Origin of the sequence: Pseudarthrobacter sp. NPDC092439, from assembly GCF_044754945.1 — a bacterium.
GTDB lineage: Bacteria > Actinomycetota > Actinomycetes > Actinomycetales > Micrococcaceae > Arthrobacter.
In genome coordinates, this window is sequence record NZ_JBIVQB010000006.1 from 94,632 (window position 1) to 108,387 (window position 13,756).

Here is a 13,756-nt window from a genome sequence, read left to right on the forward strand (position 1 = left end):
TGGCCACATGGCGTGGCCCGAGGGCCCTCAGGAAAACACGAAGCCGGATCAGCTGAGGGCGTTGCGCCGGCCCTCGAAGGCACGCCCCAGCGTGACTTCGTCGGCGTATTCGAGGTCGCCGCCCACGGGGAGGCCCGAGGCGAGGCGTGTCACCGTGATGCCGATGGTCTTGAGCATGCGTGCCAGGTAGGTTGCTGTCGCTTCGCCTTCGAGGTTCGGGTCCGTGGCGATGATGACTTCCTGGATGGCGCCGTCATTCAGCCTGGTCAGCAGTTCCCGGATGCGGAGCTGTTCCGGGCCCACGCCCGCAATGGGATTAATGGCGCCGCCCAGCACGTGGTACCGGCCGCGGAAGCTCCGGGTGCGCTCTACCGCAAGCACGTCCTTGGATTCCTCGACCACGCAGATCACTGCCGGATCGCGGCGCGGGTCCCGGCAAATGTTGCAAAGTTCCTGTTCCGTGACGTTGCCGCAGACCGTGCAGAACTTCACCCGGTCCTTGACGGTGGTGATCGCGTCCACCAGGCGCTTCATGTCCTGCGGATCCGCTTCGAGGATGTGAAACGCCAGCCGCTGGGCGGATTTCGGCCCGACGCCAGGAAGGCGTCCGAGCTCGTCGATCAGCTCCTGGACAGCACCTTCGTACACAATTTCCTCTTTAGCTTGGTATGGATGGAGGCTGGCCGATCAGTAGCGGCGTGCGACGGGGCTGCCGTCGGCGGACCGTTCCTCAATCAGTTTCCCGCCCAGAATACGCTCCACCGCCGCACGGCCGAACACGCCGGACTCCTCAATGGTTTCGTCATCCGCGCTCGGGATGTCCTGGACGTACGTGGCGGCCGCGGCGACCGCCTTGGCCGGAGCCTTGGCCCGGCCGGCCTCGGCTTCGGGGCTGTTGGACAGCCGCTGGTACAGGCTTTGCCGGGTCCCGGCCCCGGACGGCGGGGCGGCGACGGCGGCTGTTGCCGTGACCGTCGCGGCTGAGGCGGCAGTTGCCGCCGCGCCGGTTGCCGACGCCATGGCGTATTCCCGGGCAGGTTCAGCCGGAGGGTTCACCGGAATGGACGGCGGCACCTGGGCCATGGCCGGCTCATAGTGAGGTGCCGGTGCTGCTGCCGGTTCTTTGGCTGCAGGAACGTTCGACGGCGGCTGCCTGCCGACGTTGGTGGCCTCGCCAACCACCCACACGCCCGGCGCCTGTTCCACGGCACGCGCCCAGGGATCGGCGTCCGGATCGTTGCCGCCGGGGGTGGCTTGCCGGGAAGGGGTGGTTGAGGCGGCGGGTGCCTCCTCGATCACGGCAGCGCCGGCCACCGCGGCGCCGGTCCGGGCAGAGGTGGGCTGGGGGCGCTGCCGCGAGGACGGCTCCCAGTCCAGAGGGGGCTCTTCCTCAAGCGGTGGCGCGTCCTCGTCGCGGGGTGGACCCCAGTCGTCATCCGAGTACGAGTAATCACCGGCCGGAGGTGCCGGCTGGGCGGCAGGAGTCGACCGTGACGCGGGCGACTCGGCCGTTGCCGCCTGGGGTGCCGGTGACGGTGCCGGGTTCTGCACAGGAGCAGGTGCGGATGGCTGCGTGGCAGGACCGGGAGCGGTGCTGAGGGCAGGGCTGTCAAGCGGCGTTGATGCACCGGCAGGTGCCTGGGCAGGGACGGCGGCAGGAGCAGGAGCCAGGCCCCATGCCACGTCAGCCGAAGTAGGCGCCGCCGCCGGACCGGCGGACGCCGCCGGTCTGGCCGGCGCTTTTGGGTTTGGCTCAGAGCTCGCCTTGCTCGTATTGCCCACAGCAGCGTTCCCTGCCGCCGCATTGATCTGGCAGTCGATTCCCGTCGTCTTATGGATCGCCTGCCTGAGGTTCTCCGAATGGTCGGCCCGGCCGAATGCGCCGGCCAGTCCCGGCGTCGCGAAAGCGAGGGTAAGGACCTGGCCGTCGAAGGCGCTGACCTGGGCATTCGGTTCCACCAATGCCCAGGTGCTGCGCTTAATTCCGGCAAGTGTCTGCAGCACATCGGGCCACGCCCGGCGCAGCACCTCAACGTCACCTGACGGTCCGGCTGGCGCTGGCGGGGCAGGCGGCCCGGCCTGTTCAGGCTGCACAGCCGCAGCGATGGACGGTGCCGCGGAGGGCGCAGCCTGTGGTTCGGTAGTCCGGACCGGCGCCTGGGATGAGGCGGACGGCTGCGCGGTCCGTTTCTCAGCAGGCTGTTGACCGGCCGGCTGTTGCCCGTCTGGGTACTCCCGGCCGGCCGGCACGTTTCCGGGACCCGTTTCCGGGTCGGAGGCGCGGGCCGCCGAGGGCTGGTCCACAGGCCAGTCGTTCGTGCTCACGCGAGGAGGAGTGAGGGAAGCCCGTTGCGGTGCCGTTTCCGCGGCTGACTGTCCCGCGGGCTTGGCCGCAGGGGTAGTCTTCGGTGCAGGTGCAGGTGCAGGTGCAGGTGCAGGTGCAGGTGCAGGTGCAGGTGCTTCCGGCGCGGGCGCCTGTAGTGCCGGCGCAGGCGGCGCCTGGGCAGTCCGCTGGTGCGGGGTACCCGCCTCGACACTGGCACTTTGGGTGGCGGGAGCGCCGACGTCGTTCCCTTCATAGCTCAACCGGCGTTCGACGCGGTCAATCCGCGCGGCAATTCCGCGCTCATTCTGGTCCGAACTGGGCAGGAGGATGCGCGCACACAGCAGCTCCAGGTGCAGCCGAGGCGAGGTGGCTCCGGTCATCTCCGTCAGCGCCGTGTTGGTCACGTCCGCGGCGCGGGAAAGCTCGGCGGATCCCAGGTTGTGGGCCTGATTCTGCAGCCGGGCGATCTGGTCGGCCGGCATTCCGCGCAGGATGGTCTGCGCGCTCTCCGGCATGGCCTTGACGATGATCAGGTCCCGGAAGCGTTCCAGGAGGTCTTCCACGAAGCGGCGCGGGTCGTGCCCGGTCTGGATGACCCGGTCCACCGCCCGGAAGACGGTGGCAGCGTCCGAAGCGGCCACGGCCTCGACGACATCATCCAGCAGCGAGGCATGGGTGTAGCCCAGGAGTGCGACGGCGAGCTCATAGTCCAGGCCGGTTGGGCCGGCGCCGGCCATGAGCTGGTCCAGGACGGACAGTGAATCACGGACAGAGCCGCCGCCCGCGCGGATGACCAGGGACAGGACTCCGGGCGCAACAGGCACGTTCTCCTGGTTGCAAAGCTGTTCCAGGTACGCCATCAGCGGTTCGGGCGGCACCAGCCGGAACGGGTAATGGTGCGTGCGGGAGCGGATGGTCCCGATGACCTTGTCCGGTTCCGTCGTGGCAAAGATGAACTTGATGTGTTCCGGCGGCTCTTCGACGATCTTCAGCAGGGCGTTAAACCCCGCCGACGTCACCATGTGGGCTTCGTCGATGATGAAGATCTTGTAGCGGTCCCGGACGGGGGCATAGGTGGCGCGCTCGCGGAGGTCGCGGGCATCATCCACGCCGCCGTGGCTCGCGGCATCGATCTCGATGACGTCCAGGGAACCCGATCCGCCCCGGGCCAGTTCCACGCAGCTGGGGCAGGTACCGCAGGGGGTGTCCGTGGGGCCTTCGGCGCAGTTCAGGCAGCGCGCCAGGATGCGTGCCGAGGTGGTCTTGCCGCAACCCCGGGGGCCCGAGAAAAGGTAGGCGTGGTTAACGCGGTTCTTCCGGAGGGCCGTCATCAGCGGCTCCGTGACGTGTTCCTGCCCGATAACGTCAGCAAAGGAATCAGGACGGTATCTGCGGTAGAGGGCGGTAGTAACTGTCACAGAGGAAACCCTACCAATCCGGGCTGACAAGCCGCCGCCCTGTGGAGGAATAGTAAAGACCCCCCATGCACCCGCCAGAGCCCATTTACCCTTGCTACCTTCCGGTCCTGGGGGAGTTCAACAGGATGACGCCACATGAGGGGCCGTCAGATACTTTACCCGAGATCGGGGTGTGACTCGAATCGGCGGGGCGCCGGATGTCTTGCCGCTCTTCAGTGACGCCAGCCGTCCACCGGCCAGGTCATGAACGCCGGTTCTTCGTAGGGGTGGGCTGCGCGCAGGGCGGCCACTACGGCTGCGAGGTTGGGCTTCTCCACTACGCACTCCACCCTGTCCTCGGATACCGCTTCGGGCTTCCCGATGCTGCCGAGGTATGGCCTTGCCCCGTCCAGCGGAGTAAACCGGCCTGTCCCTGGAGTGACGAAGGAGCAGTGCGAGTAGTCACCGATCCGTCCGGCTCCGGCGTCGCCGATTGCGGCCAGGATCCGGTCGGTGTGGGACGCAGGGACGTAAATTATCATTGCGTGCAGCTCGGTCATGGGTCCCATGGTGCAGCATCGAACTCCGTGAATCACCCTCAATCCGGACCGAACCGTTGATTATCCAGCGCGCACCCCTGATCATGGGTATGTACACCGATTGGGGCAATCTCCAGATTGTGAGCTGCGGGGCCTGGCAGGCGGGGGCGGACCCGGCAGCTCAATGGTGTACCACGAAGTGGGCGCATTGGGGGCGTCCATTTTCGCGTTAACAACGGCGCCCCCACGCGCTGACGTCCCTCAATTGGGCGATGCGGAAATCTTCAGGTACTCTAGTATCTGCTTTTGATTCAGAAGCAGCTGGAGAATTCGCCTAGCGGCCTATGGCGCACGCCTGGAACGCGTGTTGGGTTAACGCCCTCGGGGGTTCAAATCCCCCATTCTCCGCCGAAGCTGATGTCTTACAACATCAGGCTGCACCCCCGGTCTTCGGACCGGGGGTGTTTTCGTATTCGCGGTGTACCTCATTTCGGGCCGCGCCGGCGCTGACGCGTCGACCACCATTTTGGGCGCCAAGACGGGGCCGGCCTTTTTCCCGGCCTGCGCGCTCCGTACACTGGGCCCATGTCATGCCGAATCAGCGAACTTGTCCTTGACTGCTCCGACCCCGAGACGCTCGCCCGCTTCTGGAGCGAGGTCCTCGGCTATGTGGAGCTTGACCGTGAGGACGGCGCCATCGAGATCGGTCCGCCCAAGGGGTCCGGCGGCCTGCAGCCCACCATCATCCTGAGCCCCAGCACCGATCCTCGGACCGGGAAGCTGCCGCTGCACATTGACGTCAGCCCGGTGGACCGCGACCAGGACGCGGAGCTGGAGCGGCTGCTTGCCCTGGGCGCCCGGCCGGCCGACGTGGGGCAGACCGGCAACGAGCCGTGGCACGTCCTGGCCGACCCGGAGGGCAACGAGTTCTGCCTCCTCCGCAAGCGCCTGGACGCCTGAGCCCCCGGACCGCCTGACCCCGGAGCTCGGCGCCGTGTCATTCATGCACGCGGCGCGGCCACGCCCAGGCGGCGGAGCCGTTCCCGGGCTGCCAGTTCGCTGGGGCCCTTGCGTCCCAGCATGAGATGGACGACGCCGAGGACCGCCCGGGTGCCCAGCCGCACCGGAAGCGGGAAGGGTCCAAGCCGGGGAACAGTGAGCCCCAGCATTCGCCGGTACCGCGGCTCCAGGCTGTACACCGCGCCGGCGAACAGGATCCGGTAGCCGGGCCGCAGCAGGGGATGCAGCGGCGGGTTCCGGATGAACTCCACGGTTTCGGCCACCCGGGCGTCCGCCCTGAGTTCGCCGCGGCGGTACCAGTCATCCAGCTGCCGCCGCAGATCCACCTCGCTCATCGGCGGATCGGCCACGCCCATGAGTCTGCCTGCCTGCGCCCATTCCCGGACGTAAGAATCGGGTCCGCCGGGAATTTGCTTGCCCCAGATCAGGTGCGCAGCAAGGAATCCGTCCGTGAATGCGAGGTGGATCCAGGCCCCGAGCTCGGGGTCGTTGGCGCTGTACTCCCGCAGTGATCCATCGTTGCCGCGGTAGGTGCCCTGCACCGGCCCGTGCAGCACGCGCACCCTGCGTGAGGCTTCTTCCGCGGCAGCCCTGGAGCCGTAGGTCACAGTGAAAATCCAGCGGATGGTGGCCGCCAGCCGCGCCAGCGGATCAGCCCGGAAGTCCGAATGCTCGTGCACTCCCGCCAGCGCCCCGGGGTGCAGCGACTGCATGAGGAGTGTGCGTATGCCGCCCACGATCGGGGACATGGAACCATGCACGGCCCACACTGCCGACCCGGGCAGGTGGTAGCCGGCGTCGTCCCCGTCGGCCAACCGCAGCGTCCACTCCGGCGGCGTGTCCGACTTGCCCGTGAACGTTTTCCTCAGTTCGTCCCGCCAGATCCGGAAAAGCCCTCGCATACCCCATTGTGGGCAGGCCGGAGCGGGGATATCCACATAATTCCCGAAGGGGTTCCCACAGCGCCGAAGCGTATGGTCCCATGGAAATTACCGTCGAGACAGCGAGCGGTCCGCGACGTCCTGGAGCAGTCGATTGGGCAAGGTACGGGGACACAACAGGGGCAACAGCCGGCAGAGACCGGGGAGTGCCGTGCGCCTGTTCGCCGTTTCCCGCGCCGCCGCTGGCGCGCTTTCCCTGGTCCTGGGCACCTTGCTCCTGCCGGGCGGCAGCGGAAACAGCTTGCCGCTTCACCCCGGTGGCCCGGCCGCTGTGGTGGGGGCGGCCAGCCGGCAGGCAGCGGGCGTGGTGGGCGCAGGGATGCTGGCCCCCGCCCTGACCGCGAACATCCGCGCGGCGGTGGACTTCCCGCGCACGGCGGTGGCTGCCCACGCACTCCCGCCAGGGGGCGGAGATGCCCGCGGCATTACCTCGTGGAACCAGGCCGCGCGGGCCTTCAAAGTGCTCACGGCCGGCGCAGTGAAGCTGCCCGCAGGCTACCTGATAGCCCCTCTGCAGGTTCTGGTGCCGACGTCGCCGTTCGGCCCGCGGGCCAGCCCTATCAGCGGACTGCCAGGGGATTTCCACCTGGGCCAGGACTACGCGGCCGCGTGCGGCACGCTGGTATATGCGGCCGATTCCGGCGTGGTGCGCGCCGCCGGCTGGCACCCCTGGGGTGGCGGGAACCGCGTGGAGGTGGACCATGGCAACGGGCTGGTCACCACCTACAACCATCTGGAATCCATTGCCGTGCGCCCCGGCGACGCGGTGGCAGCCGGCGGGACCATTGCCCGCGTCGGCAGCACCGGGTGGTCCACCGGCTGCCACTTACATTTCGAGGTCATCCTCAACGGCCGCCACATCAACCCGCTCACCTGGACCCTCCTGCCGCTTTCCGCGCTCGCCGACCTCCCGCCTGCGCGTCCGGACGCCCCGGCGTTGTCCTTCCTTCCCGGAACAGGCAACTCCGAGGGTGGCGAACCCTCGCGTTGGCCACCCTTCTCGGGAAGTACGACGACGGCGCCCGCTCCTCCTGCGACACCGGCACCCTCGGCGGTGCCTCCGCCCGCACCCACGCCGTCCGCAGTTGCTCCGCCGGCCGCCCCGCCGCCGACAGAGCAGGCGTCCCCGCCACCGCCGACAGAGCAGGCGTCCCCGCCACCGCCGACAGAGCAGGCGTCCCCGCCACCGCCGACAGAGCAGACGTCCCCGCCACCGCCTCCACCCTCGCCGGTCACCCTCGAACCAGCAGTGCCCGTTCCCGTCCCCACGGACCCAGCCGCACCTACAGAACCGGAGCCGGCCCCTGCAGCGCCCACGCCCACGGCGCCCACGCCCATAGAACCCATGCCCACCGAAACGGTTCCAGCGAAAGCTGCGCCGGCAAAACCGGCCTCCAATAGTCCGTTGCCCGCGGAACCACCGGCCGGGCCGGCCCTCCCGGGGGAGGAGGCACCGCCGTCGTCCGCTGCCCGGGCGACACCCGGCAAGGACAAATGCGGTCAGGAAATTCCCAGCAGGGACCAGTACGCTGGACTGCCTGAAACGAACCATCAGTATGGACACCTTCGTGAGGACGCAGCCTGTGGCATCCCTGTACCAAATTCCCCTGATCCTGAATGACGGAACGGCTACAGATTTCGGCCGGTTCCGGGGAAAAGTGGTGATGGTGGTGAACGTCGCCTCGCAATGCGGGTTCACGCCGCAGTACGCGGGCCTTGAAGCGCTCTACGGAAAGTTCAGGGACCGCGGATTCGAGATCCTGGGCGTGCCGTGCAACCAGTTCGCGGGGCAGGAGCCCGGCAGCGACAGCGAAATCGCGGAGTTCTGCCAGCGCAACTTCGGTGTCACCTTTCCGCTGACGGCCAAGGCGGACGTCCGCGGGAAGTCCCGGCACCCGCTCTACACGGAACTGACCAGGTTCAAGAACGGCCCGCTGCCGGGGCTGGTGAAGTGGAACTTCGAAAAGTTCCTGGTGGGCAGGGACGGCGTGGTGGCTGCCCGGTTCGCCCCCACTGTCGAGCCGGACTCGGCCCAGGTCATCGACGCCGTTGAGGCACTGCTTTAACTTTTTTCCACATAGGCGGCCGCAATTCGTCCAAAATTCACCAAATGTCTGATTGGATAAACCTTACTGAAGGGTACAAGGGAAGAGCGGCTTCCCACCGACCACAGAGGTAGCAATGGAGCACATCGAGGCCGAACATCCCCGGCCACGCCACTTCCTACTCCACCTGAGCGATCCCCATCTGGTAGGCGGGCCAGAGCCCCTCTACGGCGCCGTTGACAGCGAAGCCCGGCTGATCCAGCTCTTCGAAGAAGTCAAAGAGTCCGGCGCGCGGCCCGAGGCCGTCATCTTCACCGGCGACCTCGCGGACAAGGGCGATCCGGAAGCCTACGCCAAGCTGCGCGCCATCGTGGAACCCGCCTGCACCGAGATGGGCGCCGACGTCATCTGGGCCATGGGCAACCACGACAACCGGGCCAACTTCCGCAAGGGCCTGCTTGACCAGCCCGGAACCGATGCTCCCGTGGACCATAGCTACTTCATCAACGGCCTGCGCATCATCACCATGGACACCTCGGTCCCGGGGTTCCATCACGGCGAACTCAACGCCACGCAGCTCGAATGGCTCGCCGCGGAGCTGGCAACCCCCGCCCCGGACGGCACCATCCTGGCCCTGCACCATCCGCCGGTTCCGTCGGTGCTGGATCTGTCGGTCCTGGTGGAGCTCCGGGACCAGAGCTCCCTGGCCGCCGTGGTGCGCGATTCCGACGTCCGCACCATCCTGGCCGGCCACCTGCACTACTCCACCACAGCCACGTTCGCCGGAATCCCGGTCTCCGTCGCTTCGGCCAGCTGTTACACCCAGGACCTCAACGTACCGGTGGGCGGGACCCGCGGCCGGGACGGCGGACAGGCGTTCAACCTGGTCCACGTCTACGAACACACCATTGTCCATTCGGTCGTGCCGTTGGGCGGCTCGGCCACGGTGGGGGAGTACGTGACTCCGGCGGAGACGGCGCGTCGGCTCGAGGCTGCCGGCATCCGCATCCCTGAGACCGCCAAGCGCGGCACCGTCAGACAACCCTCGTCGCGCTAGGCGGCGCGGGGCTACTTTTCCCAGGGCGCCTTGATGGGGTAGTACTTCTCGAGGAAGTCGGTCACGAGCGCGGCGCGTTCGTTGGCGTCCACCTCGGGAAAGCTTCCGTCATTGAGGCAAAACATGTCCATGTTCCGCTTGGCCAGCAGCTTGGCCAGGTATTTCAGCCCGGACCGCATGGTGGTGTCCACGTAGCGGACTTTCGCGGCCGTCTGTGTGACGGCCCGGCCGGTCAACAGCGCGTAGTAGTGGTAGAAGGAATTGGTCACGGAGATGTTGTCCGCGGCCCGGAACCGGCTGGCCGCAGTCTTGCGGAACTCGTCGGGGAACTCCAGCTCCATGGTCTCCACCACGCTGCGCCTCAGCGGGGCGGCGGTGTGTTCCAGGTGCCGGGTGGTGATCCGGCCGAACCGGTTCCAAAGCAGCTTGCGGTTCACCCGTGCCGCGTTCTCGAAGCCGCTGCGTTCGGCCGCGTTCTCGCCGAGCCCGATCCTGGTTTCGGCCTCGATGAACTTGGTGATCCCGCCCGGGGTGAAGAACAGGTCCGGGCTGACGGGACGGCCGAAGAACATGTCGTCGTTCGAGTAGAGGAAGTGTTCGGACAGGCCCTCGATGTGGTGCAGCTGGCACTCGACCGCCTGGGAGTTGTGCGTGGGCAGCACGGAGGGGTCGGCAAAGAACTCTTCGCTGCGCACGATCGTGACCGCCGGGTGGTCAGCCAGCCACTCCGGGGCCGGCGAATCCGTGGCAATGAAGATGCGCCGGATCCAGGGCGCGAACATGTAGACGGACCGGAGCGCGTACTTGAGCTCGTTGATCTGCCGGAACCGGGCTTCATGGTCGTCGCCTTCGCCCAGGACCACGTCCTTCTGCTGGGCGCGGCGGGCCGCGATGTACTCCGGCGAGCTGCCATCCACCCAGGAGAACACCAGGTCGATGTCGAAGCTGATGTCGCTGGCGTGGTCCGCGAACATGTTCTCGATGGTGGGCCACGTGTGTCCGTACCGGTCCACGGTGCCGCGGACAGCGTCCTGCCGCAGCAGGGTGCGGCGGGTCAGGGAGTTCTCGATCGGCAGGATGATCTCGTCGCCCTTGAAGGACCACAGCTCGATCTGGACACCTGCCGACGCGCCGAATTCGAAACCGCCCACCGGCTCGACACGCGGGCGGTAGATCCGGAAGATGCGCGCCTGGCGGTTGGATGACAGTTCGCCGTCGGCCACCAGGATGGAGGTTTTCTTCTTGGCGTCCACGGTCATGGAGTAGACAGGCTCGTCCCGGCACGCTTCCACCATCGCGGCCCGCAGTTTCTTCCGGTCCTTCCAGTCCAGGGCAATGACGGGCCTGTCATTGTTGCCGCGGACCAGCAGGTATGCCAGCCCGGCGTTGTCCAGGACGTTGCGCAGGAACAGCAGGTCCTCCACCATCGCCTGGTAGGGCGTGCGGTTGTGGTTGATCAGGGCATAGCGTCCCTTGTGCCGGATGACGTCAGGGCGGTGTTTGAGGCGCTGCTCGGCCGCAGCCGACGTGATTTCGGCAGGAAATTGTTCCTCCACGGACGCCTGGGCGCCGTAGTAGACCTCGTCCTGGACCGGTGCTTCTGTAATGGTGGTCTCCATGCTGTGAAAAGTAAGTATTCCTTCTTGGATGATAGCCCTGTCCGGGAAGGGCTCAGACGCCCAGCGCCTCACGCCAGCTGCGCAGGAAGGCCGCGCCGGCGCCGTCGTGGATCACCGTCTCCGGCAGTCCCAGGTCCGCGGCGGTGAGGACGGGGTAGGGCTTGTCCGGAACCCCGTCGGCGGGCCGGACGTCCACGTGCTTGACCTGGTGGTCGTTGTGGTGAAGCCAGTCCGCCATGGCGTAGTCCGTGCGTGAATCGCCCACCGTGCGCCACGCCTGCGGGGTGATGTGCTGCGCGGCGAGCAGCTCCACTGCCCGGCTGGCGCCGAGATCCTTGCCCAGCCGCACCGATTCGATGTCCGTGGAAATGATGGTGGGATCCACACGGTAGTCCACCTCGTCGTCGGAATTGGGCGCATGGTGGTCCAGCCGCACCACCCCGAGCCCGTGGCGGGCCATCAGTTCCATCGCCTCGGCGTCGAATAATGCCTGCTCGGCCAGGTAGTCGGCGTTGGGGACCTCGATGTGCTGCTCCACGGAGACCATGGCCCGTTTGGTCTCGTCAAAGAACATGTGCGCCGCGTAGTCCTCGGCCACCAGCCGCCGAACGTCATCGCCGTAGGCGGCGGGGACGGCCAGGTCGTGGTCAACGTGGACAGGGCCGGGACCGGCGGAGGTGAAGCTGAACCACACCGCGCCCTTCTCGCACACGGCGTGGACGACGGTGCCCGAGGGAATTCCCGCTTCGATCATGGGCTCCATGACCTGCTGGCGGATGAACGCATCGGACCGGCCGGTGTTAAAGACCACGGGGATGCCGGCGGCGGCCAGCGCCACCAGGTCACGGATGATCCCGTCAGTAACCTCCCGGGTGACGGGGCTGGCGATGGGGCCATCCACGTCCAGCAGCAACGCCAGCGGCGGGGCGGACGGCACGGCGGTGCCGGGCGCGGGAACAGCAGGAAAATCAGAGGTCATGCACCCATTCTGTCAGCCGCCGCCCGTGCCGGACGGCTCCGACGACGAACATCACCGCGTGTGACATGGTTACCGTTTGGCTACAACCTGGCGCCAGGCCGGGGACGCTACTTTCCCCGGGCCTGCCGCTTGCCTAGGGTGGCAGAGTGATCTTTAAAGCTGTGGGCGAGGGACGCCCGTACCCCGACCATGGTTACAACACGCCCAAGGACTGGGCGGCCCTCCCGCCGCGACCGGTGCGCCTCGATGAACTGGTCACCACCAAGCGCACGCTGGACCTCGAAGCGCTCCTGGCCGAGGATTCAACGTTCTTCGGCGACCTCTTTCCGCATGTTGTGCAGTACCAGGGAACGCTCTACCTGGAGGACGGCCTGCACCGCGCTGTCCGCACCGCGCTGCACCAGCGCACCGCGATCCACGCCCGGGTCCTGGTGCTGGATGGCTAGGAAGATCCAGGATCCCAGCATCCTCCATGGCCACCATGTGGTCACCGGCTCCGAACTGCGCGCCACGTTCGAGGCAGCCCGTGCGGACCAGACCGCCCGGGTCCGGCGCCGGGCCCTGCATGGAATTGTCCTGGTCCTGCTGCTGGGGATCATCGCGGCCGGCGTCATCACCGCGCTCGCCGTGCTGGACGAACGGCTCAAGATCCCGGCGTTGGGTCCTGCGGAAGAGACTGTTTCCACCTGCCCGGACGCCACGTTCAACTACGTGTCCCCGGACAAGGTCAATGTGAACGTGTTCAACTCCACCAGCCGGCCGGGCCTGGCCCGGACCGTTGGCAAGGAGCTGCTGGCCCGCAAGTTCGTGGTGGGAGCGGCGGCCAACACCGACGCCAATTACCGGGGAACGGCGGCGGTGGTTTCCGGCGCTGCCGGACAGTCCGCGGCGTTCACCGTGCAGCGGCACCTGCCCGGCTCGGACTACTTCCAGGACAGCCGGACGGACGGGAGCGTGGACGTGATCCTGGCGCAGCAGTACAGTGCGCTCACGCCCCCGGACCTGGTGGACCAGACGCCGGGCACGCTGAGCTGTCCGCGCGACAGCCGGAGGATCGCCGACGATGACAAATGGCCGGTGGTCCCGTCCGCGGCACCCACACCCTGACGGACCTACCCGGCCAGGGCGGAAGGCGGGCCGAGCCGCACGGGCCTCCCGGCGCCGTCGAACCTTGCCCCGGCGCCCTGCTGGATGAACCGCACCGTGCGCGCCACGCGCGCTTCCAGTTCGGCAGGCTCATCGCTGCCGCGGGCGGCGCTGGAGGACAGCGTCCCGAGGATCAGCTGCGCCTGCTGCCCCACGTCCGCCACGGGCAGGTAGCCCTGCTCCATGCCGTCCCGCAGGATGCCCTGCAGCAGGACGCTCAGCTCACCCACGTGGTCCGCGAGTTTGGCAAAGGACGACGGCGAGAGTACAGCCCCCATGGCAGGTCCCGGCGGTAGGTGGCGGCGGCTGAGGTCCACCACCTGGGCGCGCACGTACAGGGCGAGCCGCTCCACCGGGTTCTCGAGCCGGGCGAGGGAATCGCGGAGCTCGGCCAGGAACTTTTCGGTCTCGTCCAGGGCGTAGGCGATGAGCAGCTCTTCGATGTCCGCGTAGTAGTTGTATACGGCGGTGCGTCCGATCCCGGCGTGGCGGGCGACGTCCGTCATGGTCAGGCCCGGAAGGCCGTGCGAAAAGAGGAGCTCGCCAAAGGCCGTGAGGATGCGGCGCTGGGTATCTGCGCGTTGCTCCGCGTTGCTCGCCGCTGAAATCCTTGGCATACGGACACTTTACCCCGATGTGTCACCAAAAGTTTTGTCCGCTTGGAAGGGCCAAAAACGCGCCTCAAAG

General features: G+C 67.4%; 13 protein-coding genes, 1 tRNA gene and 1 other RNA gene. 7 read left to right on the forward strand and 8 right to left on the reverse strand.

Annotated features, from left to right (window positions below):
* Positions 1-48: 48 nt before the first annotated feature.
* From recR to ACIQCM_RS13225, 4 genes are all read right to left on the reverse strand, one after another.
* Positions 49-648, reverse strand: coding sequence for a recombination mediator RecR (recR, locus tag ACIQCM_RS13210; protein WP_400533056.1), 600 nt, complete (start codon positions 646-648; stop codon positions 49-51).
* 39 nt (positions 649-687) lie between these two features.
* Positions 688-3,744 carry a DNA polymerase III subunit gamma and tau gene (locus tag ACIQCM_RS13215; protein WP_400606645.1) on the reverse strand — a complete coding sequence of 1,019 codons (3,057 nt, stop codon included), beginning with the start codon at positions 3,742-3,744 and terminating at the stop codon, positions 688-690.
* A 51-nt stretch (positions 3,745-3,795) separates the two neighbouring features.
* Positions 3,796-3,892: signal recognition particle sRNA small type (gene ffs / locus ACIQCM_RS13220), an RNA gene on the reverse strand.
* Positions 3,893-3,956: 64 nt separating this feature from the next.
* A complete protein-coding gene (locus ACIQCM_RS13225) occupies positions 3,957-4,283 on the reverse strand; it encodes a hypothetical protein (RefSeq protein WP_400606647.1) in 327 nt (108 codons plus the stop codon).
* Positions 4,284-4,585: 302 nt separating this feature from the next.
* On the opposite strand from ACIQCM_RS13225, the gene ACIQCM_RS13230 reads away from it, so the two are divergent.
* Positions 4,586-4,670: transfer RNA gene (locus ACIQCM_RS13230), tRNA-Ser, on the forward strand.
* Positions 4,671-4,847: 177 nt separating this feature from the next.
* On the forward strand, positions 4,848-5,222 hold the full coding sequence (locus ACIQCM_RS13235) for a VOC family protein (protein ID WP_400606649.1): 375 nt from the start codon (positions 4,848-4,850) through the stop codon (positions 5,220-5,222).
* Positions 5,223-5,263: 41 nt separating this feature from the next.
* Here ACIQCM_RS13235 and ACIQCM_RS13240 read toward each other — a convergent pair whose 3' ends face one another.
* Positions 5,264-6,184 carry an oxygenase MpaB family protein gene (locus ACIQCM_RS13240; protein ID WP_400606651.1) on the reverse strand — a complete coding sequence of 307 codons (921 nt, stop codon included), beginning with the start codon at positions 6,182-6,184 and terminating at the stop codon, positions 5,264-5,266.
* Positions 6,185-6,374: 190 nt separating this feature from the next.
* On the opposite strand from ACIQCM_RS13240, the gene ACIQCM_RS13245 reads away from it, so the two are divergent.
* The 3 genes from ACIQCM_RS13245 to ACIQCM_RS13255 all read left to right on the forward strand — a co-directional run bounded on the left by ACIQCM_RS13245 (position 6,375) and on the right by ACIQCM_RS13255 (position 9,325).
* A complete protein-coding gene (locus ACIQCM_RS13245; protein ID WP_400606653.1) occupies positions 6,375-7,844 on the forward strand; it encodes a M23 family metallopeptidase in 1,470 nt (489 codons plus the stop codon).
* Positions 7,807-8,289 carry a glutathione peroxidase gene (locus ACIQCM_RS13250; protein WP_400606656.1) on the forward strand — a complete coding sequence of 161 codons (483 nt, stop codon included), beginning with the start codon at positions 7,807-7,809 and terminating at the stop codon, positions 8,287-8,289. Before ACIQCM_RS13245 ends, ACIQCM_RS13250 begins: the two co-directional genes overlap by 38 nt.
* Positions 8,290-8,404: 115 nt before the next feature.
* Positions 8,405-9,325: a phosphodiesterase gene (locus tag ACIQCM_RS13255; protein ID WP_400606658.1), complete on the forward strand. Its 921-nt coding sequence runs from the start codon at positions 8,405-8,407 to the stop codon at positions 9,323-9,325.
* 11 nt (positions 9,326-9,336) lie between these two features.
* On the opposite strand, the gene ACIQCM_RS13260 is transcribed toward ACIQCM_RS13255, so the two are convergent.
* Both ACIQCM_RS13260 and ACIQCM_RS13265 read right to left on the reverse strand, forming a co-directional pair.
* The gene (locus ACIQCM_RS13260) at positions 9,337-10,944 is read right to left on the reverse strand and encodes a stealth family protein (protein WP_400606660.1); all 1,608 of its coding nucleotides are present in this window, start codon (positions 10,942-10,944) and stop codon (positions 9,337-9,339) included.
* A gap of 52 nt (positions 10,945-10,996) precedes the next feature.
* A complete protein-coding gene (locus ACIQCM_RS13265) occupies positions 10,997-11,923 on the reverse strand; it encodes a hypothetical protein (RefSeq protein ID WP_400606662.1) in 927 nt (308 codons plus the stop codon).
* 146 nt (positions 11,924-12,069) lie between these two features.
* Here ACIQCM_RS13265 and ACIQCM_RS13270 point away from each other — a divergent pair, with 146 nt between their 5' ends.
* Positions 12,070-12,369, forward strand: coding sequence for a type II toxin-antitoxin system VapB family antitoxin (locus ACIQCM_RS13270; RefSeq protein ID WP_377216618.1), 300 nt, complete (start codon positions 12,070-12,072; stop codon positions 12,367-12,369).
* Positions 12,362-13,030 carry a LytR C-terminal domain-containing protein gene (locus tag ACIQCM_RS13275; RefSeq protein ID WP_400606663.1) on the forward strand — a complete coding sequence of 223 codons (669 nt, stop codon included), beginning with the start codon at positions 12,362-12,364 and terminating at the stop codon, positions 13,028-13,030. Before ACIQCM_RS13270 ends, ACIQCM_RS13275 begins: the two co-directional genes overlap by 8 nt.
* 5 nt (positions 13,031-13,035) lie before the next feature.
* Here ACIQCM_RS13275 and ACIQCM_RS13280 read toward each other — a convergent pair whose 3' ends face one another.
* Positions 13,036-13,686, reverse strand: a complete 651-nt coding sequence (locus tag ACIQCM_RS13280; protein WP_400606666.1) for a TetR/AcrR family transcriptional regulator — start codon at positions 13,684-13,686, stop codon at positions 13,036-13,038.
* Positions 13,687-13,756 lie beyond the last annotated feature (70 nt).